At 69.5% G+C, this 25,800-nt stretch carries 11 protein-coding genes; 3 read left to right on the top strand and 8 right to left on the bottom strand.

Translation table 11 applies throughout. The annotated features are described in order from the left end of the window. Window positions 1-101 precede the first annotated feature (101 nt). The 4 genes from ACFRIC_RS29460 to ACFRIC_RS29445 form a co-directional block, all read right to left on the bottom strand. On the bottom strand, window positions 102-1,103 hold the full coding sequence (locus ACFRIC_RS29460; RefSeq protein ID WP_382791793.1) for a DUF6881 domain-containing protein: 1,002 nt from the start codon (window positions 1,101-1,103) through the stop codon (window positions 102-104). A 143-nt stretch (window positions 1,104-1,246) separates the two neighbouring features. Beyond that, a complete protein-coding gene (locus tag ACFRIC_RS29455; RefSeq protein WP_382791790.1) occupies window positions 1,247-1,726 on the bottom strand; it encodes a hypothetical protein in 480 nt (159 codons plus the stop codon). A gap of 53 nt (window positions 1,727-1,779) precedes the next feature. Continuing rightward, entirely contained in the window at window positions 1,780-12,885 is an 11,106-nt protein-coding gene (locus tag ACFRIC_RS29450) for a LamG-like jellyroll fold domain-containing protein (protein ID WP_382791787.1), read from the bottom strand. 372 nt (window positions 12,886-13,257) lie between these two features. Continuing rightward, on the bottom strand, window positions 13,258-13,992 hold the full coding sequence (locus tag ACFRIC_RS29445) for an HNH endonuclease family protein (RefSeq protein ID WP_382791784.1): 735 nt from the start codon (window positions 13,990-13,992) through the stop codon (window positions 13,258-13,260). Window positions 13,993-14,153: 161 nt separating this feature from the next. Here ACFRIC_RS29445 and ACFRIC_RS29440 point away from each other — a divergent pair, with 161 nt between their 5' ends. Further along, a complete protein-coding gene (locus tag ACFRIC_RS29440; RefSeq protein WP_361683983.1) occupies window positions 14,154-14,345 on the top strand; it encodes an antitoxin in 192 nt (63 codons plus the stop codon). 90 nt (window positions 14,346-14,435) lie between these two features. Here ACFRIC_RS29440 and ACFRIC_RS29435 read toward each other — a convergent pair whose 3' ends face one another. Further along, a complete protein-coding gene (locus tag ACFRIC_RS29435) occupies window positions 14,436-15,392 on the bottom strand; it encodes a hypothetical protein (protein WP_382791780.1) in 957 nt (318 codons plus the stop codon). Window positions 15,393-15,497: 105 nt separating this feature from the next. Between ACFRIC_RS29435 and ACFRIC_RS29430 the strand changes: the two genes are divergently transcribed. Beyond that, window positions 15,498-16,088 carry a TetR/AcrR family transcriptional regulator gene (locus ACFRIC_RS29430; protein WP_382791777.1) on the top strand — a complete coding sequence of 197 codons (591 nt, stop codon included), beginning with the start codon at window positions 15,498-15,500 and terminating at the stop codon, window positions 16,086-16,088. A gap of 188 nt (window positions 16,089-16,276) precedes the next feature. Here ACFRIC_RS29430 and mfd read toward each other — a convergent pair whose 3' ends face one another. The 3 genes from mfd to ACFRIC_RS29415 form a co-directional block, all read right to left on the bottom strand. Further along, window positions 16,277-19,828: a transcription-repair coupling factor gene (gene mfd, locus ACFRIC_RS29425; RefSeq protein WP_382791775.1), complete on the bottom strand. Its 3,552-nt coding sequence runs from the start codon at window positions 19,826-19,828 to the stop codon at window positions 16,277-16,279. Between the two features lie 235 nt (window positions 19,829-20,063). Then, the gene (locus ACFRIC_RS29420) at window positions 20,064-22,643 is read right to left on the bottom strand and encodes an ABC transporter permease (RefSeq protein WP_382791773.1); all 2,580 of its coding nucleotides are present in this window, start codon (window positions 22,641-22,643) and stop codon (window positions 20,064-20,066) included. Further along, window positions 22,640-23,428 carry an ABC transporter ATP-binding protein gene (locus ACFRIC_RS29415; RefSeq protein ID WP_037628177.1) on the bottom strand — a complete coding sequence of 263 codons (789 nt, stop codon included), beginning with the start codon at window positions 23,426-23,428 and terminating at the stop codon, window positions 22,640-22,642. The genes ACFRIC_RS29420 and ACFRIC_RS29415 overlap by 4 nt, the downstream gene beginning before the upstream one ends. A gap of 427 nt (window positions 23,429-23,855) precedes the next feature. Here ACFRIC_RS29415 and ACFRIC_RS29410 point away from each other — a divergent pair, with 427 nt between their 5' ends. Next, on the top strand, window positions 23,856-25,403 hold the full coding sequence (locus tag ACFRIC_RS29410; RefSeq protein WP_382791771.1) for an MFS transporter: 1,548 nt from the start codon (window positions 23,856-23,858) through the stop codon (window positions 25,401-25,403). Window positions 25,404-25,800 lie beyond the last annotated feature (397 nt).

The following is a 25,800-nucleotide window of genomic DNA, read 5'->3' as shown; positions in this document are numbered from 1 at the left end:
CCGAAGCAGTTCGTACTGTCCAACGGCCGTCGTCCCATGTACATCGAGTGGCAGGAAGAACCCTGGTGATCCCGAAGCAGGCCTGGCGCGTCGGGTGAGGATCAGTAGTCCGATGCCCATTGCTCCTCGAAGAACTGCTCGGAGAGCTCCTCCGCGAAGACTTCCAGGAGTCGCCACTCGGCCAGAGACCGGAACGGCTCCGTCTCCAGGCCGATGCGGGCGTTCGTGCTGCTCGCGTCGACCTGGACCCGTGTGCCGTCGATGTAGCTGACGATCTTCCTTGTCTCGAAGCCCATCTCGCCGACCTCACTCAGGATCTCGAACGGCTCGTCGTCCGGCGCCTCCAGGTACATGACCCGGACGAACCAGGGCTTCGAAGGCCGGCCCTTCTTCCGACGCAGTACCGCCCCGAGGGTCTGCTGCGGCTGGAACCCACGGCGGTGAAGGCAAAGGGGTTCTTCCGTCTCGGAGCTACAAGAGGGCCAGTCGCACCCGGTGCCACGGCACGGGCCCGTCGGCTGCCATCCGAGTTCCGCGACAAGCTCCTCGAGTGCCGACCTGTTGACCGCACCAACCGTGCGCAATCGCGCGAGATGTCGGTCGAGCAGCCCTGGATCCCCCTCCGCGGCTGCGGCAACCTGTGCGTCTTCCTCCTGCCAGGCTTCTTCCGTGGCCCGAAGGCCCACCACCGTAGCCGTCCGTGACACACCGGCAGCAAGCGTCGAGAGCTCTCCCCAGACGGCTCGTGCGTCTCGCAGGGCGGTCTCGACCGGCGGACGCCCTGCCCGGGCCTCGGCACCGCAAGCAAGGATCGCGATCTCACAGACCCACACTTCGAATCCCACCGGCGGCAGATCGAACCCGATCTGCTCGCCGGCGGCCTGCCGATAGTCGTCGAGAAGAATCACCAGGTCCTCAGACACATCGCCTCGCACCAACAGCGCCTCAGCAACGCTCTCGACCGCAGACGTGAGCGGCGACTTGGCGGCCTCAAGAAGCGAAAGCAAGCGCACCAGGCAGAACGCCCCGGAGAGCCCATCTCTTTCCGGCATCGCTCGGCTCCTGACGGTGTGGCCCTGGCTCATCGTCAGTACGCCGATCACTGCCGTTGACACCGCTGGCCCGAGGCCGCCCTGCCAGCCACCTTCGGTCCGGGAGTCCTCATCCCTCCGGCCTTCGCACGGTCCACAATCTGTGGCCACTCGCGGAAATGGCGAGGAGATTTCGCGTTCTCCCTCAATTCCCGCTATTCACGTTCAGTGGACGCGGCGTTCAGCAAGGTCCCCCACTGAAAGTCAATGAGACGAGAGCAGTGATCATTGTCCCTCTCAGAGTCAAGCAGATCCTGAGAAAGCCCCTCTGTGTGCAGTACCGCCTCGTAGCAAGACGACATTATTTCCAAAGTGGAATCGGCATCGAAACCTCCGGCCGCACAATCAAAGTACAGCGACAGAGCTGCTGCAAGCGAGGCAGTCCCGATGGCCGGATCTTCGTCGGCGAGAGCATACAAGCGGCCTGACATCCGGTCGGCTTCCTCCTGACCCACGCCTCCCCGGAGCCCCAATTCAATTGCCGAATGGACGAATTGGACTGTCGCCTCAGAGAAAACTGCACTGAAGGAGGGGCGAAAGAACTCCAAAGATCCTTTGATGATCTCAAGAGACACCTTCTCGAGACCCTGAGGGGAAATCTCGGCGATGACTTCGATCCAACCCTGCGAACGCACGTCCCACAGACTCAACCTGAAACCTCCGCGACTAGAGAATTCAACGCGATTCCTCATCGATCCCAAGGAGCAATTCGAGACTGTTCGAAGAGTTGAATATTCGGGAAGTCGTTCGCCCTCGCCGCACAGTTCTGCCTCTCAGGACCGCAGGCCGGTCTAGATGCTACTACGGTCCCTTCACCTTCCAGCGTTCCGTCTTCCACCGCATTGAAAAGAATTTGCTCGGCATCCGTTTGCAGTCCCTGCCCTGCCGGCCCTCTTGTGATGAAATCTACGCCAAATATACGGCGATACCCCATATTTTTCGCGAGATTCTTCAGTGCCACACTCGCACGGTTGTTGTTCGTTGAATAGACCAGTTCGCCGCCAAGCTCACCTGTCGCCACCGTCGTGCCCTGGTCAGCAAGCTTGTTCCCATTCGACGGGGGATTCTGCATTTTAGAGATATTGGCGTCATGCAGCGTCTGTGCATCATCACCCAATTCTTGCGGGGTTTTCGCCCCACCTTTCGGGCAAGCCGCCGCCGATACCAAATTGACATTGGTGTTATGAACCAGTACTGGGGTTCCGCCAGCCTGCACATAGTACGTGTGGAGGCTGCCGATGGTGAGGTCGTAAGTCGTAGTGTTCGCGTGATAGAGGCGGACACCAGTGATCTCGGCCGAGCCAGTCGGTGTCTGGAGGACGTCGCCGACCCTCAGATCCTGCGCATCAACGAAAGCCGACCGGGTCTTGTCATAGAAGGGGTGGTGGAAGGTGGTCGTCAGATTCGCGGATGGGGTTTCCCCAGCAGTCGTGCTGGTCGATACGACCTCGGCGTCCTGACCGAACCCCGTATGGCCGACCGCTGCCACCGGAGCCGTCGCCGGCTCCTGAGCGTGGTGACCGTGGCTTGCAGTCAGCGCACCCAGCACCGCCGCCGACGCCGCCAGACCGAACGCGGCCTTGCGGGCCACCTTCTGGGCCAGAGACGACTTCGCGCCGTTCTCCGTACGCGACTTGGCCGACTTCTCGCCTGTCTTCGCGATGGTGAGGTCCACGAAGTCGTGGTCCGTGTGCGTCACGATCACTGCGGTGACCTTGTGCGACTCCGTACCGGCGACTCCCGGCACCGAGTTGGTGATCTTGTCACCCACGTGAACCTGATCGATCGCCTTGGACGTGCCGTCGGCCATCAGCACCCGAGTTGCGCCGGTGAAACTGTGGATCGGGCAACTCTCGCCCGACGATGACTGACTCCGGGTCCCCGCCCCCTCCGACTCCGCCGCCGAAGCTGCCTCCTCCGTGGCGTCCGCCGCCGCGGAGTCTCCGGCCTCCGTCGCGCCCTTGCCGAACAGCCCGCCGACGACCTTCATCGCCTTCGGGGCCACCTTCGCCAGGAGCTTGCCGCCGAGTTCGCCCAGCTTGCCGCCGATCGCGCCCGCTATCGCGCCGGTGACCGCGGAGCCGACGAACGCCCCCGCGCTGCAGTCGTCGCCGCCGTTCTCCGCACAGGCGAAGCCCTGCTCGACCAGCGAGCCCGCCGCGCCGGCCATCGCCGCGCAACCGACCGTGCCGACACCCCAGGTCGCCGCCTCGCACCCCGCGAACACCGCCGTCGACACCACGAACGAGGTGATCGCGGCCGCGTGGTGCTTCACGAACGTCGCTGTCGCCTTCGCCGCCTTGACCGTCGCGTGGTACGCGGTCCTGGCCACGTGGGCGGCCGCCTTCAGGCCCTTCTTGGCCACGGCCGCGGCCTTGTGAACCACCTTCTTCGCCGCGTGCACCACGCGGTGCACCACACGTGAGGCCTTGTGGTACGCCGTATGCACCGCGTGGACCGCCGCGTGATAGACGCGTCTGACGTGCCGGGCCGCGTAGTGGTACACGCGCCGCGTGTAGCGGACCGTCGCGTGGTACACGTCCTTGACGTGGTGGACGATCTTCTTCGCCGCGTGCTTGACCGCGTGGACGACCTTGCGGGCCACGTGCTTCGCCGCGTGGTAGACCTTGTGCGCCACGTGCTTGACCACGTGCTTGGCCTTGTGCGCCACCTTCTTCGCGCCGCACACCACGTCGTACCAGGAGCAGTTGCCGGACTCGTCCGTGCCCGCCATCGGGTTGTCGTCGACGTAGGCGAAGGGGTTCGCCGCCACCGAGTTCGGCACCGCGTTGAGCGAGATGCTGTCCTTGTTCAGGAACTGGCCGGTGTCCGGGCTGTACCAGCGCGAGGCCGTACCGACGTCACCCGTGCCGGGTTCGGTCCAGCCGGACTGGAAGCCCAGGTGGCCGGTCACCGTGTTCGTCGGTGAGACCACCTTGCCCAGCGGGTCGTACGAGGCCGAGCCCGCCAGCGAGGTGGCACCCGAGGTGAACGTCCCGACCACGTCGCTGTGCTGGTCCGTCAGGGCCAGCACCCCGCTGCCGCCGGCCGGCTTGACGGCGATGACGCTGCCCGACGGGTCGTAGGTGTACGTGTTGTCGCCGTCCGAGGCGATCGTGTTGTCCGCGCCGGAATAGGCGAACGTCCGCTTGGCCCCCGACGTCGTGTCCGTGTCGCTGATGTTCCGGCCCGTCGCGTCCAGCGTGTAGGACTGCGTGCCGGCCGCGATCTGCCCGCCGAACGCGTCCGTCTTGTACGCCACCGAGCCCGACGCCTGCGACTCCTGCGTCATCGTGCCGCGGGCCGAGTAGTCGTAGGTGTGCACGCCGTCCGAGGTCAGCTCGTCACGGGCGTCGTAGGTGTAGACGTCCGAGCCGTTGCGGATGCGGTTGCCGGAGGCGTCGTACGCGTAACTCTTCGTCGTCGAGCCGTTGTTCCACGACGTGAGCCGGTCGGACCAGTCGTAGGTGTACGTGTTCGAGGACGCGCCCGAGACACCCGCCGTCGTCTTCGACGTCAGGTTGCCGTTCTTGTCGTAGCCGTAGCCGAAGCTCGCCACCGTCGACGCGCCCTGGACCAGGACGTCGCTCGTCAGCTCGTGCGCGCTGTTGTAGCCGAACGTGCGCGTCTGGCCGGTCGCGCCGTACTTGAGCGACTTGATCTCGTTCAGCGATCCGTAGCTCGCGGTGATCTGCGTGCCCGTCGCCGCGTCGTTCAGCGTCGACATCCGGCCCGCGGTGTCGTAGCCGTACGACGTCGTGCCCGCCGCGTCGGTCCGCGTCAGCATCGACGCGTCGTTGTTGTAGGTGAAGCTGGAGGAACCCGCCGATCCGCTCGTCGTCAGGACGTCGCCGCGGTCGTCGTAGGTGAACGCGTCGTGCGTGGCGTCCTGGTGGTCCACCGCGCCCGCGATGCCGGCCTCGTCCGTGTCCGCCGACATGACCCGGCCCGCGGCGTCGTAGTCGAAGCTGCGCTTGGCCGTCGCCGCGTCGGCGCCCGTGCCGGACATCGTCTTGAGCTGGCCGTCGAGGTCGTACGTCATCGACGTCGTGGTGCCGCCCGGCAGGGTGGCCGTCGTCATCTGACCGTCGGCGTCGTAGGCGTAGGTCGTGGTCGAGTCGGCCGCCGAGGTGTACTTGGCGGTGGTCGGCTCGATCACCTTCTCCTGCTGGCCCCACGGCGTGTACGTGTAGCGCCAGGAGTTGCCGCGGCCGTCGGTGAAGCGGGTGCGGTTGCCCGCGGCGTCGTAGCCGAAGGTCGTCGTGATGGACGTGGAGGCGTCCACCGGCTCCACCTGCTGCGTGATCGCGCCCGACGCGTCGTACGTCCAGCGCGAGGTGTGCTGGTTGGCGTCGGTGGAGGAGATCATGTTGCCCACGCCGTCGTAGCTCTGCGTGATCTCCGACAGCTTGGTGCCGCTCGCGTCGTACTGGCGCGTGGCGACCGGGTCGTCCGAGGCGTTGTAGTCCGTCTCGGTCCAGGTGCCGTCGGCCAGCGTCGTCTTGGTCCGGTTGCCCTCGAAGTCGTAGCCGTAGCGGGTGGTGTTGCCCGCGCCGTCCGTGACCGAGGTGACGTCACCGGCCCGGTTGTAGGCGAAGGAGCTGGTCACCCCGCCCGCGGAGGTCGTCGACGAGGTGTGCGCGCCGTACGGGTTGCCCGTCGTGACCGCGTACGAGTTGGTGGTCGTCAGCGTCCTCGTCGAGGGGTAGCGCTCCATCGTCGTGGAGGTGAGCTGACGGCCCAGGTAGTCGTAGGTGGCCTGGGACTGGGCGCCGGTGGCGTCCGTCGCCGAGAGCTGGTCGCCGTTGGCGTCGTACAGCGCGTGCGTCTTGGTGTTGTCGGGCGGGGTGATCTGGGCGAGGTTGCCCATCTGGTCGTAGAGCGAGGAGGTCGTCTTCCCGCCCGGGCTGACCTGGGAGATCTGGTTGCCCTCGCTGTCGTACGTCCACACCGTGGTGCCCGCGTTGGGCTGGGACGCGCCCGAGGGGGTGTACGCCGGCAGCGTCTCGGAGACCTTGTTGCCGTTGGCGTCGTAGACCGTGCTCGTCACCAGGCCGTTCGGGTCCTGCTCCTCGACGCCCTCGCCGAAGGTGTTGAACCCGCTGGTGGTGACCGGGTGGATGGTCGACGCGGTGGTGCCGTCGGGCTCCGACTGGACGGCGGGCGCGGTGGAGACCGCGAGGTTGCCGGCCTCGTCGTAGGCGTACGTCGTGGTGTTCTGCTCGGCGTCCGTGGTGGACGTCGGCAGACCGCGCTTGTCGTAGGTGTACTTGGTGGTCTGCTCGGTGGAGGAACCGACCGTGCCGCCGGTACGGCCCTTGCCGTACAGCGAGGTGACGTCGGTGGCGGACAGGGCCCGCTGGTAGACCTGCACGTCCCCGACCGACCCGGCGACGACGTCACTCGTGGTGCCGCTCGCCGTCTCCGAACCGCCGATGGACAGCGGTCCCGTGCCGGTCCAGGGCGCGCTGTTGGTGCCCGAGCCCGCCTGCGTGCCGTTGACGTACAGCTTCATCGAGCCGGTCGTCGCGTCGAAGACGCCGACCAGGTGGGTCCACGTGTTCAGCGCGGGCGCCGTGCTCGCCGTGGCGTCGTAGAACGCCGTCGGGGAGGTGACGTCGGCGTTGGCCGCGTGGAAGCGGTAGGCGTTGTCGGTCTTGGAGTACTGGAGGTAGAAGGACGGCCGGTTGGTGCCGCCCTGCGCCACGAAGGTGCGGAAGGTGGAGGTGTCGCCGAGGTTGACCCAGGCGGAGACCGTGTAGGACGCGCTGGTGTCCAGGACCGGGCCGGTGGTGTCGACGACGCTGCCGGTGCCGGTGGTCGTGCCCGCGAACTTCGCCGCGTCGTCCGACCAGGTGACGCCCGAACCCGCGGTGGCGGTGTTGCCGGTGCCGGACGAGTCGGTGATGTTGGTGCCCGAGTTCTGGTTCAGCTTCCACCAGCCGGCCGGGTGCCCGGAGGCGTCCCCGTACAGCGTCTCGCTGAGCACGTTGCCCATGGCGTCGTACGTGCTGGTGGTGGTGCGGTCGAACCCGGTGGAGTCGTGGTCGTTCTCGGAGGCGACCTGGTCGTCCGGGGTGTAGGAGACCGTGGTGACGCGGTTCACGCCGGTCGGGTCGACGGTGGTGGAGGTGGTGCGGGAGGCCGCGTCCACCTTGTAGTTGGTGACCGTCTCGCCGTTGTCGGACGTGGCGGTGAGCAGGTTGCCCGCCGCGTCGTAGGTGTCGGACTCCAGGACGTAGGAGCTGGTGCCGTCGGGGCTGGTGCGCTTCACCGACGCGGTCAGACCGTCGTCCAGGTAGGTGTACGACGTCTTGGTGCCCATCGCGTCCGTCACGGACGCGAGCCGGCCGGCCGGGTCGTAGGCGCGCGAGGACTCGGTGAGCAGGGTCGGCGTAGCCGGGTTGACCGGGTCCCCGGTGTACATCAGCGCCTGCGTGAGCAGGTTGCCGTTGTCGTCGTAGGTGTAGCGGGTCTCGTTGCCCGCCGAGGTGACTTCCTTGGTCTTGTTGCCCTGGTTGTCGTAGGTGTACGTGGTGGTGTTGCCGTTGCTCGCGCCCGCGGACGTGTTGGCGTCCGACTCGGTGAGCAGGTGGTTGTAGGCGTCGTACGTCTGCGTCTCGGTGCGGGGCGAGTCGCCGCCGCTCGCGTCGGAGACGGTCTGCGAGGTGGCGTTGCCGTCCTCGTCGTAGACGGTCGTGGAGACGGCCGCGTGGGTGGCTCCGGTGACGCGGTCGGTGAGCTGCGGGTCGTGCTCCTCGACGACCTGGCCGTTCCCGTCGTACTTGTACGTCGTGGTCAGGCCGTTGGGGTAGGTGTCCGAGACGACCTTCTGGCTGAGGACCTGGCCCAGACCGTCGTAGGTGTACGTGCTCACCAGACCGATGGCGTCGGTCGTCGAGGCGACGTCACCGTTCTTGAAGTAGCCCACCTGGTTGACCGCGCCGCCGGGGCTGACGGTCTTCACCGGCAGGCCCTTGGGCACCACACCGCCGTCGGTGGACGGGTAGGTGCTGGTGCCGTCGCTGAAGACGGTCGAGGTGGTGCGGCCCTTGGAGAAGCCGGGGACGGCCGGGCCGGTGATGGCGGTCTGGTTGCCCTGGGCGTCGTACGTGTACGAGGTCAGGTAGGTGTTGTCGGTCGCGGAGGCGGAACGGCCGTCGCGCTCGGTCAGGAGCTGGTCGTTGCGCGGGTCGGCCGTGGTCAGCTGGGGGGTGGTGTCGTCCGGGTAGTACGCGTAGTACTCGGTCGAGCACTTGTTGGCGGACTCGTCCTGGCAGGCGGTCGAGGAGACGATGTTGCCGCGGACGTCGTGCCCGGTGACGGTCATCGAGCCGTTGGGGTCGGTGACCGTGTGCTCGAACCCGGCCGTGTCGTAGCCGAAGCTCGTCTTGTTGCCGAGACCGTCGGTCTCCGTGAGCGCCCGGTTGTTGTTCGTGACGTCGTAGGTGTAGGTGAGCGTGGCCGTCGCCGGCGTGGTCACCTTGACCGTCTCGACCGGCAGGAGACCGGTGGAGTTCTTCGCGGCCTCCCACTGCTGCGCCACGTCCTGCGCGGAGAGCTGCGAGCGGTAGACGGCGGCCTCGGCGATCGAGCCCTTGAAGTAGGTCGCGTAACCGGTGCTGCTGGTGGTGCTGGAGTGCGATTCGTCGGGCCAGTTGCCGCCGATGTAGCCGCCGCCGACGTACTGGTTGGTCTGGACGCTCATCGCGGCCGTGCCGGTCTGCGAGGCGACGAGCGTGTCGTCGAGGTACAGCGCCTGGCTGTCGGAGGCCGTGGACAGCACGACGTGGTGCCACTTGCCGTCGGTCACCGCGGTGGCGGAGCCGACGGGTTTGGTGGATCCGCCGGAGAAGTAGAACTCGCCGTACAGCTTTCCGCTGGTGCCGACGTAGAGGACCGGCGTGTAGTTGCCGGTGGTGGTGGCCGCGCTCAGCGGGTCCTTGGACGCTCCGAGCAGCACGCCGTTCGCGGTGGTGGTCTTGAACCACATGCTGACGGACTCGGCGCCCGCGCCGGGCAGGATGCCGCTGGGCAGCGCCACGGTCGAGGTGGTGCCGTTGAAGGCGGCGGACTTCTGGTCGGTGAACGGTCCGGCGCCGCCCAGGGTCACCGCGTTGTACGTGCCGTTGCCGCCGCGGACCTCGTCGACCGCGGTGGTCGCGCCCGCCGCTTCACCGAGGCGGAAGTAGCCCGCGGGCGCGGCGCCGAGGAGCGCGCCGCGGTAGGTCTGGCTGGAGCCGGCGACCGTGGGCGCCCCGAGCTTCCACACCCCGCCGTTCTCGTCGGTGAGCTGGGTCAGGGTGGTGCTGGCCGCGTCGTACTGCATCGCCGCGTACGTCTTGCCGGACGGCCGCGTGATGGAGGTGAGCAGGCTGGAGGCGTGCGTGCCGTTCTGGTAGAGGGCGCTCACGTCCGCGGCGACCAGCGGCCGGCCGTACCAGGCGGCCTGGGCGATGGAGCCGTTGAAGTAGGTGGCGTAGCCGGTCTTGTCGCTGGCGTTCTGGTGCGCCTCGTCGGGCCAGTTGCCGCCGAGGTAGCCGGCGCCGAGGTAGTTGAAGGACTGGTTCTTGCCGAAGGCGACGGCGCTCTGGATGGAGACCGTGCCGGTGCGCGAACCGATCTTCGCGTTGTCGACGAACAGCGTCTGCGAGTTGCCCGCGGCGGACAGCACCACGTGGTGCCACTTGCCGTCGGCGACGGACGCCGTCGTCACGATCGGGTTGATGCCGCCGCTGTACCAGAACTCGGCGTTCAGCTTGCCGTCGGTACCGACGTAGATCGACGGCGTGTAGAAGCCGGCGGCCTTCCCGGAGCCGATGGGCTGGGAGGCGTAGGAGTACAGGACACCGCCGGGCGTGGAGGTCTTGAACCAGAGCGAGAGCGCGCCGGAGTCGGTGTCGTTGCCCGTGTTCTTCGGCAGCGCGACGTCGGACGAGGTGCCGTTGAACTGGGCCGCCGTGGCCGAGGAGCCGGTCAGCGGGCCGGCCGCGCCCAGCGTCACGTTCTCGTAGGTGGCGTTGTTCGTGCCCTGGTTGGCGAGGACGGCGTCCTTGGCGGTGGTACCCGAGGCCTCCGTCAGCGGCCACATGCTGTGCGGGTCGAGGTCGAGCGAGGCGTTCTGGTACTGCGAGCCGGTCTGGTAGCCGTACGTCGTGCACTTGGTGGACGACTGCGGCGAGCACACCTTGGTGAGCTGGTCGCCGGTGTAGCCGTACGTCCAGGTCTGCGTGCTGGCGGAGTCGCCGGCGGTGACCGGGTCGGTGACGACGGTCTGGACGTGCGCGGCGGACGCGCCGGACGGCGTGGCCCAGGTCAGGTTGAGCGAGCGGCCGGAGACGGCGGACGCCATCTTCGATACGTGGCCGCCGGTCCAGGTCAGGTTGATGGAGCGCCCGTTGGCGTCCGTCACCGCGGTCAGGCCGTACCCGCCCGAACCCAGGGACTGGGTGAACGTGTAGACCGTGTCGTCCTTGTCGGTCAGCGTGTAGCCGCCCGTGACCGTCTTGAAGGTGGCGAAGCGCCCGCTGCCGGGGGCGAAGGTGCCGTCGCCGTTCTTGCCGTAGCCGACCTGCGAGCCGTCGGGGTAGGTGACGTTGACGCTGGTCACCGCGCCGGCGGCGTTGTACTGCTCGGTGGCGCGGGAGTCGAAGATGCTCGACCATCCGGAGCCGAACGCGCCGGTCCAGCGCGGGTCACGGGAGTTGTAGTCGCGCTCCACGTCGAGCGAGGGGCCGACGGTGGAGATGGAGGCGTCCGTGTCGGAGGTGGTGTAGTTGCCGATCGACGCGTCGAAGCCGTGGTCGCTGCTGTTCTGCGACAGACCCGAGGTGATCACCGGCTGGGGCACCTGCACGGAGAGCTGGTAGGTCTCCGCGTCGGAATACAGCCCGGTCGTGGCGTCGTACGCCTGGACGTTCCACGTGTACGACTTGCCCCAGGCCAGTTTGCCCGCCGGGACGATCCAGTCGCCGGTGGTGATCAGACCGGAGGTGGCCACCTGGGTGTTCGTCTCGTCGTAGACCTTGAAGACGTACTTGCCCGCGCTGCCGCTGGAGTTGGCGCCGCCGGCCCACGCGGTCAGCTCGGGCGTGGTGGTACCCACGACCGCGTTGTCGGCGGGAAACTGCTCGTAGAGCTGCGGGGCGGTGTTGCCGGTGTAGGTGACGACGATGTACGGGCCGAGGCCCGGGTCGTTGAAGGAGCCGAACTGCTTCCAGTGCAGGGCGTCGGCGTTCGACGCGTACACGGCGAGGCCGTTGTCGGCGGTGGTGCCGTTCATCCAGCCCTGGATCGCGGACGCGGACAGGGTGACGGTCACGTTGTCGCCGACGGTGCGGTCGGCGGCGGTGTTGGCGCAGGCGTTGGGCACGCTCGGCGTCGCGCTGCCGATCGAGGAGCCGTACGTCGGGCCGGGGTAGGCGGTGACGCCCTCCGGCGTCCAGGCCTGCGTCACGAGCGCCACGTCGAACTTCTCGGCGGTGCAGGTGGAGGCCCAGGTGTCGAAGAGGTGCAGGGTCGCGGAGGAGACGGTGACGCCGCTGCCGTCCCAGGCGGTGTCCCAGTGGTTGATGTAGCCGACCGCGGAGTGCGTGCCGGAGTCGTACGAGCCGATCTTGATGGTCTGCTCGTAGGAGTGGTCGCCCGGCTCCCCGGACTCGGCGTAGGTGGTGGTCCAGCCGTCCGTGACGGTCGGGTCGACGGTGACCGGGAAGACGCGGCGCGAGTCGTGCAGCCAGCGGTCGTCGAGGGTCACCTTCAGCGCGTAGCCGTCCTGGTCGTGGACGAGCTCGGTGGTGACGTCGTGGGTGGTGGCCGGGTCCCCGGAGCGCGGGTTCACCTTCGAGTCGTAGGCGTACGACGAGGGGATGCGCTCGACGGTCTTTCCGGCCGAGTTGCGCAGGTCGATCGACCCGCTCTTGGTCTGGACGGGCGTGAGGCCCTTGAGCTTCAGCGGGAAGGTCCAGGTGTTCCCGGCGTCCGCGTCGTGCAGGACGATCGCTTCCTTGACACCGGTCGCGGTGGGAGCGACCTCCAGGTCGGTGCCGGTGAGAACGTTCCCGTACGTGACGAGCGAACCGTCCGCCGCGCCCTTGACCGAGGCCGCGCCGTCGAGCCCGTAGGAGACGGAGTGCGCGCTGTCGGCGGCGAAGGTGACGAGGCCGGAGTCGGTTGCCTCGGCGGCGAGGTCGACGCCGACGGAGTTGGCCTTCTCGTGCCAGCGGCCGTCCGGTCCGGCCCGCACGTCCACATCGATGGGAGCCCATCTCCCCTTGCCCACCTGGTAGTTCACAGGTGTCGGAGACATGCGGCGGGTGGTGCTGCCGTCGGCGTTGTCGTAGACGGTGTCGGTGCGCGAGGACTTGGCGGCGTTGCGCTTGCTGGTCTTCGCACTGAAGGTGCCGCCGCCGTGGCTCCTGCCCTGCTGGACCGCGGACTTGTGCGGGTGGTAGGCGCCGAGTTCACCCTTGCCCTTGCCCGGCTTCCTGCCGACGCCGCGCCCGGCGTCGGTCGTCTTCGCGGACACGTGGTGCCTGTGCCCGGCCGCGGTGCCCGACTCCTGGTGCGGCACCTTGCCCCAGTGCGGGTCCTGGAGCCAGTCCACCATGGAGGACAGGCTGGGCAGGGAGAGCGACACCTCGCCCAACTCCCGCCCTTCGGCCACGGCCTGTTGGGTCGTCATCATCAGGGCGAGCGCTGTCAGGGCGACCGCGGCCACGTGTCGCCGGATGCGGTGCATCCGGCCGCCGGAGCGGCGGGGGCGGCTGGAACGGCGGGCAGGCCGAAGGCGCACGGCTGGGACTCCAACAGTCAGGAAAAACAGGCGAGAAGATCGCACAGGCGAAAGACAGAAACCTGTTGATCTTGACTGTTATGCACATGCCACGGAAGGGCCGAGAAGGACTCTTGATCCGCGCTTGACCATCTCTTACTGAACCCGGCCGACTTGTTTCGACTTACCCCTTTGCTTCTTTCAACTTTCTTTGCAAGTTGACCATTTTGGCGATCGCAATTGTTCACTCGCCGGACGGCGCCCCCTCCACGGACGGGCCGGGGACCGTCGGCGGGCAGGGCGAAGCGAGCCCGCCCCCGTCATCACATCCCGGACGGCCGGGGCGGTCGCGGGCGGCCGGGGGCGGTCGGAGACGGCCGACGCCCCCTCACATCACTTCGCGTGGAACCTCGCCGGCGCCTCCGTCGGGTTGCCGCCCGAGGGGAGCTTCTGGCCCGGGCATCCGCCCAGCACCTTCTTCATGGCCGCCTTCTCCGCGGCGGTGACCCAGAGCGCGTACTTCTTCTTCACCGCCACCTGCGCGGCGACATACGTGCAGCGGTAGGCCTTGTTCGGCGGGAGCCAGGTCGCGGTGTCGCCGTCGCCCTTGCTGCGGTTGGCGCTCGCGCCGACGGCACGGAGGTTGAGCGGGTCGTTGGCCAGCGCTATCCGCTTGCTCGCGTCCCAGTACTTGGCGCCCGTCTGCCAGGCGTCCGAGAGCGCGACGAGGTGGTCGATGTCGACCAGGCTGCGGCCGCGGACGAACGTGACCTCCTTGCCGCCGTACGGATCGGGGTCGAGGACCCCCCGGGACACCCTGCACGTGCCGCCGCTGTACTTCACGTCCTTCAGGTCCCGCTTGAGGATGTCGTCACGGGTGTCGCACGAGTTCGCGTCGGTGTCGGCCCAGGCCGTACCGAACCGCTCCCTGCTGTACCCGGTCTTGGGCGCGCGCCCCTTGACGGTCAGCGAGTCCACCGCGGAGAGCGCGGCCCCACCACCACCTCCGGCGGCCGTCTCCTGCGGCCCCTCCGAGCCCAGCGCGTCCTTCTTGCAGCCGCTGAGCCCGGCACCCATGACGAGCACCACCAGCGCGGCGGCAGCCGCCCCACCCCTCACACGCAGCACGACGCCCCTCCCCTTCGCCTCCCGGGATCCGCCCCGACCGGACGTGATTCCCGTCTGCCCAAGGTAGTGGCCGCCATGCTCCTGCCATACCGGGCATCGATGGGCAAGAGGCGCATGCCGGGCGTATCGTCGATCGTGAGTCACCCCGGAAGGAGCTCTGGATGGGCATCTTCGACAAGTTCAAGCACAACAAGACGGCGCAGGACAAAGCATCTGACATGTCCGATGCCGCTGAGAAGCAGGTCAACCAGAGGACCGGCGACAAGTACACGGACAAGGTCGACGACGCGCAGCAGAAGGCCGAAGGCGCGATGGGCATGGACCGCAACCGCGACCGGCCCCCACAGTCATAGCCGGAGCGATCCGAGCAATCCCCTCCAATCCGAGCCCCACCGCGGCATCCCCGCCGGGTGGGGTTGGGGTCGTTGACCTGAGCCCCGGCCTCAGACCTTCCCGATCCCCAGCGTCGTCTCCGACGGCAGCAGCCCCGAGCCCAGCACCGCGACCCAGAACTCGCCGATCAGATCCGTGAGACGGGTGACCGATTCCGGGGCGAGCGCCTGCCAGGGGGCCGCGGCGAGCTGATCGGTGTGGCGCTCGACCCGGCGGCGGAGTTCACGGCCGGCCTCGGTGGCGATGCCGCCCTCGTCGACCAGGCCTCTGGCGGTCAGCCGGTCCCGGGCGGCGGCCCACTCGTCGGGGCTCCAGCCACGGCTCTCGAACCGCTCCACCGAGGCCGCGCCTATCGCCGCGAAGGAGACCAGTGATGCGGCCGGGTCCAGGCCCGCGACGAGCAGGGCAGCGAGATGACCGTCACCGCGGTGCTCGCGCAGGATCGTCGCCGCGTGCCAGAGCTGGAGGTGCGGGGCCTCGGGCCAGGGCAACGCGGCGTTGGCCGCGGCGAGCTGACGGCCCGCGGTGTCCGCCGCCTCGGCGGCCCGGCGGGCCAGCCCGGCCGCCTCGGCCAGCTCGGGACTGGCGACGCGGTCGCCGAGGATCGCCCGGTAGGCCCGGTCGACCGCGCGTTCACGCGCCGCGAGCACCTGCTCCGGACTCGCCTTCCGCCACGCGGACCCGATGTGTTCTTCGACCATGCGCGGGCTGAAGCTGTAGAAGGCGGAGGCCACCCGCCGGCCGCCGGCCGCCCCCAACGGCGCCGCACGGTAGGGGAAGTAGCTGGGCCAGCGCTCCTCGGTCCCGTACCCGAGCGCCGCCGCCTCCTCGAAGGCCTCCGGCGCGTAGTACAGCACGGCGTGCAGGGGCTCCAGCAGATGCCAGAGCTGACGCACCCGCCCGAGGTCGGCACCCCCGGCCCCCGCGGGCCCGTGCCCCTGCCCGGACGCCTCGCCCACCGCGCCCGCTCCGCCGGCTCCACTCGTCCCGCTCACGTTCCCGGACATGACTCCACCCCTCGTCACGTATCGACACGCTCACAACTTGACACTGACAAGATTGCACCGGCCGACCGAACTTGTCAACGACTAGATTCGGCGTACGCTGCTGTCATGGATACCGCGAAGACCAGCGGCTCAGCTCGCCCCTATCACCACGGGGACCTGCGCCGCGCCATCCTCGGCGCCGCTCTCGACGTCATCGCCGCCGAAGGGCCCGCCGCCGTGAGCCTGCGCGACCTGGCCCGCCGCGCGGGCGTCTCGCACGCGGCACCGGCGCACCATTTCAAGGACCGGGTCGGCCTGCTCACGGCCATCGCCGCGGAAGGCTTCGGGCTCCTGGCGACCGCCCTGGACGACGCCGAGGACCTGCGGGACGCGGGCGTCCGCTACGTACGCTTCGCGCGGGAGCATCCCGCCCACTTCCAGGTCATGTTCGCCCCGGAGCTGCTCCGCGCGAACGACCTGGAGCTCGCGACGGCCCGGACACTCGCGGGCGCGCGGCTGCGGGCCGCCGTGTCCGCGATCCCCTCGGAGGGCCGCGGCCCCGACGCCCGCCTCGCCGGCATCGCGGCCTGGTCCCTCGCCCACGGCTTCGCCACACTCCTGATCAGCCACAACCTGGACGGCCAGGTGGACGGACAGGACGCGGACGAGGTCTTCCACGCCCTCACGGGCATGCTGTTCCGCTCCCCGCAGCCCTGACCGCCCCCTCCCACGGGCGGCCACGACGGCCCGCACCGGCAACCGCCCGCCTCGGCCCCGAGCCCGGCACCACCACCGCCCCGACCCGGGCGGCCGCACCCCACGGCCCGGCGCCCGATCCCCCAGCCCAGACGCCGACCCCGGCCCCGGTCCGCCCCCGCCACGACGCCGGCACAGGTCCGCCCCCGCTACGACCCCAGCACCGAAGCCAGGAACTCCCCGGTCCAGCCCAGCAGTTCGCGGCCCACCAGCGGCCGTCCGCCGACCTTCGCGGTCTTCGGGCGCGGGACGAGGATCTGGTGGGCCGTCGGCTTGATGACGGTCCCCGGGTACAGGCGCTTCAGGCGCAGCTCCTGGGACTCCCTCAACTCCACCGGCGCGAACCGGACGTTGTTGCCCTGGAGGACGATCTCTCCGACCCCGCAGGCACGCGCCAGCATCCGCAGACCCGCCACCAGCAGCAGGTTCTCGACCGGCTCCGGCAACTTGCCGTAGCGGTCGACGAGTTCCTCGCGTACGGCCCTGACGTCCTCCTCCGTGTTCGCGGAGGCGATGGACCGGTACGCCTGGAGGCGCAGCCGCTCGCCCGGTGCGTACTCGTGCGGGACGTGCGCGTCGACCGGGAGCTCGATCTTGACCTCCAGCGGCGGCTCCTCCTCCACACCGCCCTCCAGCGAGGCGCGGTAGTCCGCGACCGCCTCGCCCACCATGCGCACGTACAGGTCGAAGCCGACGCCCGCGATGTGACCCGACTGCTCGCCGCCGAGCAGATTGCCCGCGCCGCGGATCTCCAGGTCCTTCATCGCCACGTACATGCCCGCGCCCATCTCGGTGTGCTGGGCGATCGTCGCGAGCCGCTCGTGGGCGGTCTCCGTCAGCGGCTTCTCCGGCGGGTACAGGAAGTAGGCGTAGCCGCGTTCCCGGCCGCGCCCGACCCGGCCGCGGAGCTGGTGGAGCTGCGACAGGCCGAAGTTGTCGCCGCGCTCCACGATGAGCGTGTTGGCGTTCGAGATGTCGATGCCGGACTCGACGATCGTCGTGGAGACCAGCACGTCGAACTTCTTCTCCCAGAAGTCGACGACCACCTGCTCCAGCGCCTGCTCCGACATCTGCCCGTGGGCCGTGGCGATCCGCGCCTCCGGGACGATCTCCCGAAGGCGGGCGGCCGCCCGGTCGATGGACTCGACCCGGTTGTGGATGTAGAAGACCTGGCCCTCGCGCAGCAGCTCACGGCGGATCGCGGCGCCGATCTGCTTCTCCTCGTACGGGCCGACGAAGGTCAGCACCGGGTGCCGCTCCTCCGGCGGGGTGGTGATCGTGGACATCTCCCGGATTCCCGTCACCGCCATTTCGAGCGTACGGGGGATGGGGGTGGCCGACATCGTCAGGACGTCGACGTTGGCGCGCAGCTTCTTGAGCTGCTCCTTGTGCTCGACGCCGAAGCGCTGCTCCTCGTCGACGATGACCAGGCCCAGGTCCTTGAACTTCGTCTCCGAGGAGAACAGGCGGTGGGTGCCGATGACGAGGTCCACCGAGCCCTCGCGCAGGCCCTCCAGGACCGCCTTGGCCTCGGTCTCCGTCTGGAAGCGGGACAGGGCGCGGACGTTCACGGGGAACTGCGAGTAGCGCTCGGAGAACGTGCCGAAGTGCTGCTGCACGAGCAGGGTCGTGGGGACCAGGACCGCGACCTGCTTGCCGTCCTGCACCGCCTTGAACGCGGCGCGGACCGCGATCTCCGTCTTGCCGTAGCCGACGTCGCCGCAGATCAGGCGGTCCATCGGGACCGTCTTCTCCATGTCCTCCTTGACCTCGGCGATCGTCGTGAGCTGGTCGGGGGTCTCCGCGTAGGGGAACGCGTCCTCCAGCTCGCGCTGCCAGGGCGTGTCGGCGCCGAAGGCGTGACCGGGGGCCGCCATGCGCGCCGAGTACAGCTTGATCAGGTCCGCGGCGATCTCCTTGACCGCCTTCTTGGCACGCGCCTTGGTCTTGGTCCAGTCCGCGCCGCCGAGCCGGTGCAGGGTGGGGGCCTCGCCGCCGACGTACTTGGTGATCTGTTCGAGCTGGTCGGTGGGGATGTAGAGGCGGTCGCCGGGCTGGCCGCGCTTGGCGGGGGCGTACTCGACGACCAGGTACTCGCGGGTCGCGGACTGGACGGTGCGCTGCACCATCTCGATGTAGCGGCCGACACCGTGCTGTTCGTGCACGATGTAGTCGCCTGTCTCCAGGGTCAGCGGGTCGATCGTCTTGCGGCGGCGGGCCGGCATCCGGGCGCCGTCCTTGCCCGCGGCCTTCTGGCCGGAGAGGTCGGTCTCGGTCAGGACGGCCAGGCGCAGCGCCGGGTCGACGAAGCCGTAGTCGATGGAGCCGCAGGCCACGTGGACGACGGAGGGGCCGATGTCGGTGAGGTCGGTGTCGAGGCGGGCGGCGATGCCCTCGCCGCCGAGCACCTCGACGGTGCGGGCGGCCGGGCCGTGCGCCTCGGTGACGTAGACCGTGTGCCAGCCCTCGGCCAGCCAGCCCTTGGTGTCGGCGAGCGCGCGGGCGGTGTCGCCGCGGTAGGTCTCGGGGGCGTGCATGCCCAGCTTGAGGGTGTCCCCCACCCCGCCGGCGAAGGCGTCCGTGAGCTCTCCGTCGGCAGCGAACGGCGACACCGACCACCACATCATGTCCAGCTCGCGGGCCCGGTCCCGTACGTCCGCGATGGACCACAGGGAGGCCGCGCCGACGTCGATGGGGGCCTCTCCGCCGCCGGCCGTGGCCGCCCAGGACGCCTGGAGGAACTCCTGCGAGGTCGCGACGAGGTCCGCGGCCCGGGTCCGTACCCGCTCGGGGTCGCACACGATCGTCATCGCGCCCTCGGGCAGGACGTCCAGGAGCAGTTCCATGTCGTCGACGAGGACGGGGGCGAGCGATTCCATGCCCTCCACGGCGATGCCCTCGGCGATCTTGCCGAGGAGTTCGCCGAGCTCGGGGTGGGCCTCGGCGAGGGCCTCGGCCCGGGCCCGGACGTCCTCGGTGAGCAGCAGCTCGCGGCAGGGCGGGGCCCACAGGCCGTGCTCGGCGACCTCCAGCGAACGCTGGTCGGCGATCTTGAAGTAGCGGATCTCCTCGACGTCGTCGCCCCAGAACTCCACGCGCAGCGGGTGTTCCTCGGTGGGCGGGAAGACGTCCAGGATGCCGCCGCGGACGGCGAACTCGCCGCGCTTCTCGACGAGTTCGACACGGGAGTACGCGGCTGCCGCGAGCGCCTCGACGGTCTCGCCCAGGTCGGCGCTCACACCGGTGCGCAGGATGACGGGCTCCAGGTCGCCCAAGCCCTTGACCTGCGGCTGGAGGACCGAGCGGATGGGGGCGACGACGACGGACACGGGGCCGGTCTCGGGGTCGTCGGGGCGCGGGTGGGCCAGGCGCCGCAGGACGGCCAGGCGCCGGCCGACGGTGTCGGAGCGGGGCGAGAGCCGCTCGTGGGGCAGCGTCTCCCACGAGGGGTACTCCGCGACGCCGTCCGGCGGGAGCAGGGTGCGCAGGGCGGCGGCCAGGTCCTCGGCCTCGCGGCCCGTGGCGGTGACCGCGAGGACCGTACGGCCGGTCTCGCGGGCGAGCGCGGCGACGGCGAACGGGCGGGCCGCCGGTGGGCCGACCAGGTCGACGTGCATCCGGTTGCCGTCGGCGGCGGCCTTCGCCGCCTCCGTGAGGGCGGCGTCCTTGACGACGGCGTCGAGCAGACCGTGCAGGCTCATGAAGGGCTTCCATCCCGGGGAGTGGGCAACGCGAGACGCCCGACACGTGGGACGGGCCGGGGGCATCCAGCCTACGACTCCGGGCCCGCCCGCGCGTGACCGTCCACCGAGGGCCCGCCCCAGCCCGTACGCGTGGCCCGCCGGGGCCACCGCGACCCCCGTACGCGGTGACCCCTTCGACCGCCCGCCGAACCACCGGGACCGGTCCTGGCCTCCGAAGGGCCAGGACGTGGTCCTAGTCGGTGGCGATCGCGTTCAATACATTCATCCGGCCCGCCCGGAACGCCGGGATCAGGGCGGCGAACAGGCCCACGAAGGCCGATCCGACGAAGACCCCGATGATGGTCGGCCAGGGGATCTCCAGGACCTTCAGTCCCTCCAGGGCGAGGAGCTGCTGGGCGGTGGCGCCCCAGCCCATGCCCAGACCGAGGCCGAGCAGCGCGCCGAAGAGGGCGATGACCACCGACTCCATCCGGATCATGCGGCGGAGCTGGCGGCGCGAGAGGCCGATGGCCCGCATCAGACCGATCTCCCTGGTGCGCTCGACCACGGACAGGGCGAGGGTGTTCACCACGCCGAGCACCGCGACGATGATCGCGAGGGCCAGCAGGCCGTAGATCAGGTTCAGGAGCTGGCCGATCTGGTCCTTCATGGCCTGCTTGTAGTCGGTCTGGTCGCGGACCTGGTACTGCGGGTAGTCGTGCAGGGAGGACTTCAGGGCCTTGTACGCGCTGTCCTGCTGTCCGTCCTTGGCGGAGGCGAAGACCATCTCGTCCAGCGGCATCTTGTCGGCCGGCACGTACTTGGCGAGCGTGGCGATGGAGACGTACTTCGAGCCCTTGTCGATGACGGCGTCGCTGCTGGTGATGGCGCGGACCGTCAGGTTCGCGGTGGCGCCGTCCTTGAAGGCGATCCTGATCTTCGATCCGAGGTGGATGCCGTGGTCCTTGGCGAACTTCTCGTGGACGGACATCGAGTCGGGCAGGTAGGCGTCCTTCAGATCGCCGGCGACGGTCTTGGTCCGCAGGTCGGTGGCGTACGAGGGGTCGGCCGCCGTGATGTCGGTGTCCTTGAGGGTCTTGCCGTCGGGGGTGGTGTAGTCGCCCTCGGTGACCCGGTACTCGGTGACCCGGGCCAGCCCCGGCGTCTTCTTCACGGCCCGCACGGCCTGCGGGGTGATCGGCTGGCCGCCGTCGTTCTGGATGATGAAGTCGGTGCCGACGGTCTTGTCGAGCTCGTCGGTCGCGGAGGCGACCATGGAGGAGCCGACCACCGACAGGCAGGCGACCAGCGCCAGACCGATCATGAGGGCGGCGCCGGTGGCACCGGTGCGGCGCGGGTTGCGCAGGGCGTTGCGCTCGGCCAGGCGTCCCACCGGGCCGAAGCCCCGCAGCAGGACCGCGCCCAGGACGCGCACCACACCGCTCGCGAGCAGCGGGCCGATGATGACGAACCCGAGCAGGCTGAGCACCACGCCGAGGCCGAGCCACATCGAGCCCTCGCTCGCCTTGGTGGCGTCGGCGGCCAGGTAGAGGCCGAAACCTCCGGCGCCGGTGAGGAGCAGGCCGAGCACGGCCCGTACGACTCCGGCCTTCGCGTCGGCGGGGGCGCCGGCGTCACGCAGGGCGGCCATCGGGGAGACCTTGCCGGCCCGGCGGGCGGGCAGATAGGCCGCCAGGACCGTGACGACGATGCCCAGCACCATGCCGATCACCGGGGTCGTCCAGGCCACCGTCAGGTCGTCGGTGGACAGGTTCATGCCGGTCATGCCCATGAGCTTCATCAGGCCGACGGCGATGCCGATGCCCGCGCCGACACCGAGAGCGGAGCCGACCGTGCCGAGGAGCAGCGCCTCGACGAGCACCGAGCGGTTGACCTGCTTGCGGCTGGAGCCGATGGCCCGCATCAGACCGATCTCGCGGGTGCGCTGGGCGACGAGCATCGAGAAGGTGTTGATGATCAGGAAGATGCCGACCAGGAAGGCGATCCCGGCGAAGCCGAGCATCGCGTACTTCATGACGTCCAGGAAGCCGCTCACGTCCTGGCTGTTGGCGTCGGCGGTCTCCTTGGCGGTCTGCACCTTGTAGTGGCCGCCGGTCGAGGCGATCACGTCCTGCTTGAGCCGGGCGTCGCTGACTCCGGCGGCGGCGGTGACGTTCACGTTGGTGTAGACGCCGCTCTGGCCGACGAGCGTCTTCTGGGCGGTCGGCGTGTCCAGGTAGAAGATGGCCGCGCCGGGGTTGGTGACGGTGAAGGTGGCGATGCCGGAGATCTTCGCGGTGTGCGTGCCGACCGCGCTGATCACGCCGATCTCGTCACCGAGCCCGAGGTGGTGCTTGTCCGCGGTGTCCGCGTCGACCATCACCTGACCGGAGCCCTTGGGCGCCGAACCGGAGGTGACCTTCATCGTGCGGGCCTCGTTGGCGTTCCAGCTGCCGACGATGGTGGGCGCGCCGCTGGAGGGCGAGAGGTTGTCCTTGTCGGCGTCGACGACGGTCACGGCGCTGGAGAAGACCGCGCCCTCGGCCGACTTCACGCCCGGCGCCTTCCGCACCTTGTCGAGGACCGAGGCGGGCATGACCGGCGGCTTGCCGTTGCCGGACGTCGTCTCGCCGGTGTCCGAGGCGCTCTTCGCGCTCACGGTCACATCGGAGGAGGTGGCGGCGAACAGCTTGTCGAACGTCGTGTTCATCGTGTCGCTGAACACGAGCGTCCCGCAGACGAAGGCCACCGACAGCAGGACGGCGACGGCCGACAGAGCCATGCGTCCCTTGTGCGCGAAGAAGTTGCGCATCGAGGTCTTGAGGACGGTCATGACGTCCGCCCGCGGGAGTCGAAGTCCTTCATGCGGTCCAGGACCTGATCGGCCGTCGGCTGGTGCATCTCGTCGACGATCCTGCCGTCCGCGAGGTACAGCACCCGGTCCGCGTACGAGGCCGCCACCGGGTCGTGCGTGACCATCACGATGGTCTGGCCCAGCTCGTCGACCGAGCGCCGCAGGAAGCCCAGCACCTCGGCGCCGGCCCGGGAGTCGAGGTTTCCAGTCGGCTCGTCGCCGAAGATGATCTCGGGGCGGGCGGCCAGCGCCCGCGCCACGGCGACGCGCTGCTGCTGGCCGCCGGAGAGCTGGGTCGGACGGTGCTTGAGCCGGTCCTTGAGCCCGACGGTCTCCACGACCTGGTTCAGCCAGGCCCGGTCGGGCTTGCGGCCCGCGATGTCCATCGGGAGCGTGATGTTCTCCAGGGCGTTCAGCGTCGGCAGCAGGTTGAACGCCTGGAAGATGAAGCCGATCCGGTCCCGGCGAAGCTGCGTCAGCTTCTTGTCCTTGAGCCCGGTGATCTCGGTCTCGTCGAGGAAGATCTGGCCGGAGGTGACGGTGTCGAGCCCGGCGAGGCAGTGCATGAGAGTGGACTTGCCGGACCCCGAGGGGCCCATGATCGCGGTGAACCGGCCCCGCGCGATGTCCACGTCGACCTGGTCGAGGGCCACGACACGGGTCTCCCCGGACCCGTACGCCTTGACGACCTGTCGCGCCCGCGCGGCGACGGCCGTACGCCCTCCAGTGCCCTCGTGCCTGGGAATGCTTACAGCCGATGTCACGGTATGTCTCCTAAGTCTGCCGACAGGGGGACCTGCCGGGCTGCGAAAGTCTGAGCGGGTGCGACAGGCCGCGGACGTCCACACCGTTGCGGGGCGGTACGCCGGGCCGTGCCTTCAAGTCTGGTGTCGGGAGGGGGTCGGACGCGCTGGTGCACGGCCCCGTCTTCTGCTGGGGAAAACCCCACCCCCGGAGGTGCGGTCCGTACGACCGGAGCGCGACCCCGACGACGTAAAACCAGGTTAAGAACGGCTTCGGCCCGTCTCCTCCTCCGGCGGGACGAACCCTCCCCGACCCCTGGTGGGGAGGTCCCCCTAGGGGTTCTCCACCCTCCGGTGGACAACCCCTCGGGGTCCGGTCCACCCCCAGGCCCACACAGCGTCCACCCTCCCCCGACGTGAGGCTCAAGTGGGAAGCTGGCCGCGGCAGATGGATGCAGGGGGAAGGAATCCCGTGGGCGAGCAGAACACCGGGACACCGGTCGTACGGGAAGACGCCGTCCACGCCAAGCGGACCGAGACCCGGCGGCGGCACGCCGTCGTCGCCGCGCTCATGCTGGCGATGGGGCTCGCCGCCCTCGACTCCACCGTCGTGTCCACCGCCGTCCCGCAGATCGTCGGCGACCTCGGCGGCTTCTCGGTCTTCTCCTGGCTGTTCTCGGGCTACCTGCTGGCTGTGACGGTCACGCTCCCCGTCTACGGCAAGCTCTCCGACACCTTCGGCCGCAAACCGGTCCTCATGGCGGGCGCCGCGCTCTTCCTCCTCGGCTCCCTGCTCTGCGCCGGCGCGTGGAACATGGCCGCGCTCATCGCCTTCCGCGTCGTCCAGGGCCTGGGCGGCGGCGCCCTCCAGGGCACCGTGCAGACACTCGCCGCCGATCTGTACCCGCTCAAGGAACGCCCGAAGATCCAGGCCAAGCTCTCCACGGTGTGGGCGACCTCGGCCGTCGCGGGCCCCGCTCTCGGCGGACTCCTCGCGACCTACGCAGACTGGCGGTGGATCTTCCTCGTCAATCTGCCGGTCGGCGCCGTCGCGCTGTGGCTGATCGCCCGTCATCTGCGCGAACCGCAGCGGACCGTCCCCGGCCGGCGGCCGCGCATCGACTGGGCGGGGGCCCTCGCGGTGTTCGCCTGCGGCGGTGTCCTGCTGACGGCGCTCGTACAGGGCGGTGTCGCCTGGGACTGGCTCTCGGCGCCCTCGATCGCCCTGTTCACCGCGGGAGGGTGCCTGCTCGCCGTCGTCGTGGCCGTGGAGCGGCGCGCCGCCGAACCGATCATCCCCGGCTGGGTGTGGCGCCGCCGGACGATCGCCGCGGTCAACCTGGCGCTCGGGGCACTGGGGCTGCTCATGGTCGCGCCCACGGTCTTCCTGCCCACCTACGCGCAGGCGGTCCTCGGCCTCGCCCCGGTCTCCGCCGGATTCGTCCTCTCCGTATGGACGTTGAGCTGGCCGGTGTCCGCGGCGCTCAGCCAGCACGTCTACCGCCGCATCGGCTTCCGCGACACCGCCGTGCTCGGCATCGGCGCGGCGGCCCTGCTCCTGCTCGCCTTCCCCTTCCTGCCCACCCCGGGCGAGCCGTGGCAGCCCGTCCTGCTGATGCTGCTGCTGGGTGGCGCCCTCGGACTCTTCCAGCTCCCCCTGATCGTCGGCGTCCAGTCCACCGTCGGATGGGCCGAACGCGGCACGACCACCGCCTCCGTCCTGTTCTGCCGGCAGACCGGACAGACCCTCGGCGCCGCACTCTTCGGCGCCGTCGCCAACGGGGTGCTGGCCGCGCGGCTCGGCGGAGCCGGAGACCTCGACGCGGTGACCCGCGCGCTGAACTCGGGCGCCCCGGACGGACGGTTGCGCCACGCGGTCGCCGACGCGGTGCACGCCGTCTATCTGGGCGCCGCCGGTGCCGCCGCGCTCGCCTTCCTGGTCCTGCTGCTCGTGGCACCACGCCGCTTCCCCCTCCTGGACGACCCGACGGACTGACGGCTGAACCCTCGTCGGCCGGTGCTGGAAGGGTCAGGATCACGCACCCGCAGTCGGCATCCGGCGGAAGGGGCCGTGCCGGTACATCGATGCCCGTCGCCACCGACGCCCACGCCTCACCCAACGGCGACGGGCTGATGCACCGGCACGGCCCCGACCCACCCACCGGACCCGAACCGCGACCACCCACCGGCCGAACCCGACGCCCCCACCGGCCGAACCCGGCCCACCCAGCGGCCGAACCCGACGCCCCCACCGGACCGAACCCGGCCCTCCGCCCCGCACCCGCTTCCCCACACGAAGACCGGAGAACCTCCAGGGCTGCTCCAGGAGAACTCCACAGGTAAACGCGGGTAACACCCCAGGTCGCCGGAGTAAGCGCGTACCGACCGCCCAG

This window comes from Streptomyces sp. NPDC056738, from assembly GCF_042790435.1.
Taxonomy (GTDB): Bacteria; Actinomycetota; Actinomycetes; order Streptomycetales; family Streptomycetaceae; genus Streptomyces.
The sequence above is the reverse complement of the archived record's forward strand: the minus strand, read 5'-3'. Positions and strand labels throughout refer to the sequence as shown.

What these genes read in the sequence shown, in the direction of transcription:
- ACFRIC_RS29420 (WP_382791773.1), bottom strand. Translation starts at nt 22,643, where the DNA reads ATGACCGTCCTCAAGACCTCGATGCGCAACTTCTTCGCGCACAAGGGA.
- ACFRIC_RS29435 (WP_382791780.1), bottom strand. Translation starts at nt 15,392, where the DNA reads ATGTCCGGGAACGTGAGCGGGACGAGTGGAGCCGGCGGAGCGGGCGCG.
- ACFRIC_RS29410 (WP_382791771.1), top strand. Translation starts at nt 23,856, where the DNA reads ATGGATGCAGGGGGAAGGAATCCCGTGGGCGAGCAGAACACCGGGACA.
- mfd (WP_382791775.1), bottom strand. Translation starts at nt 19,828, where the DNA reads ATGAGCCTGCACGGTCTGCTCGACGCCGTCGTCAAGGACGCCGCCCTC.
- ACFRIC_RS29430 (WP_382791777.1), top strand. Translation starts at nt 15,498, where the DNA reads ATGGATACCGCGAAGACCAGCGGCTCAGCTCGCCCCTATCACCACGGG.
- ACFRIC_RS29440 (WP_361683983.1), top strand. Translation starts at nt 14,154, where the DNA reads ATGGGCATCTTCGACAAGTTCAAGCACAACAAGACGGCGCAGGACAAA.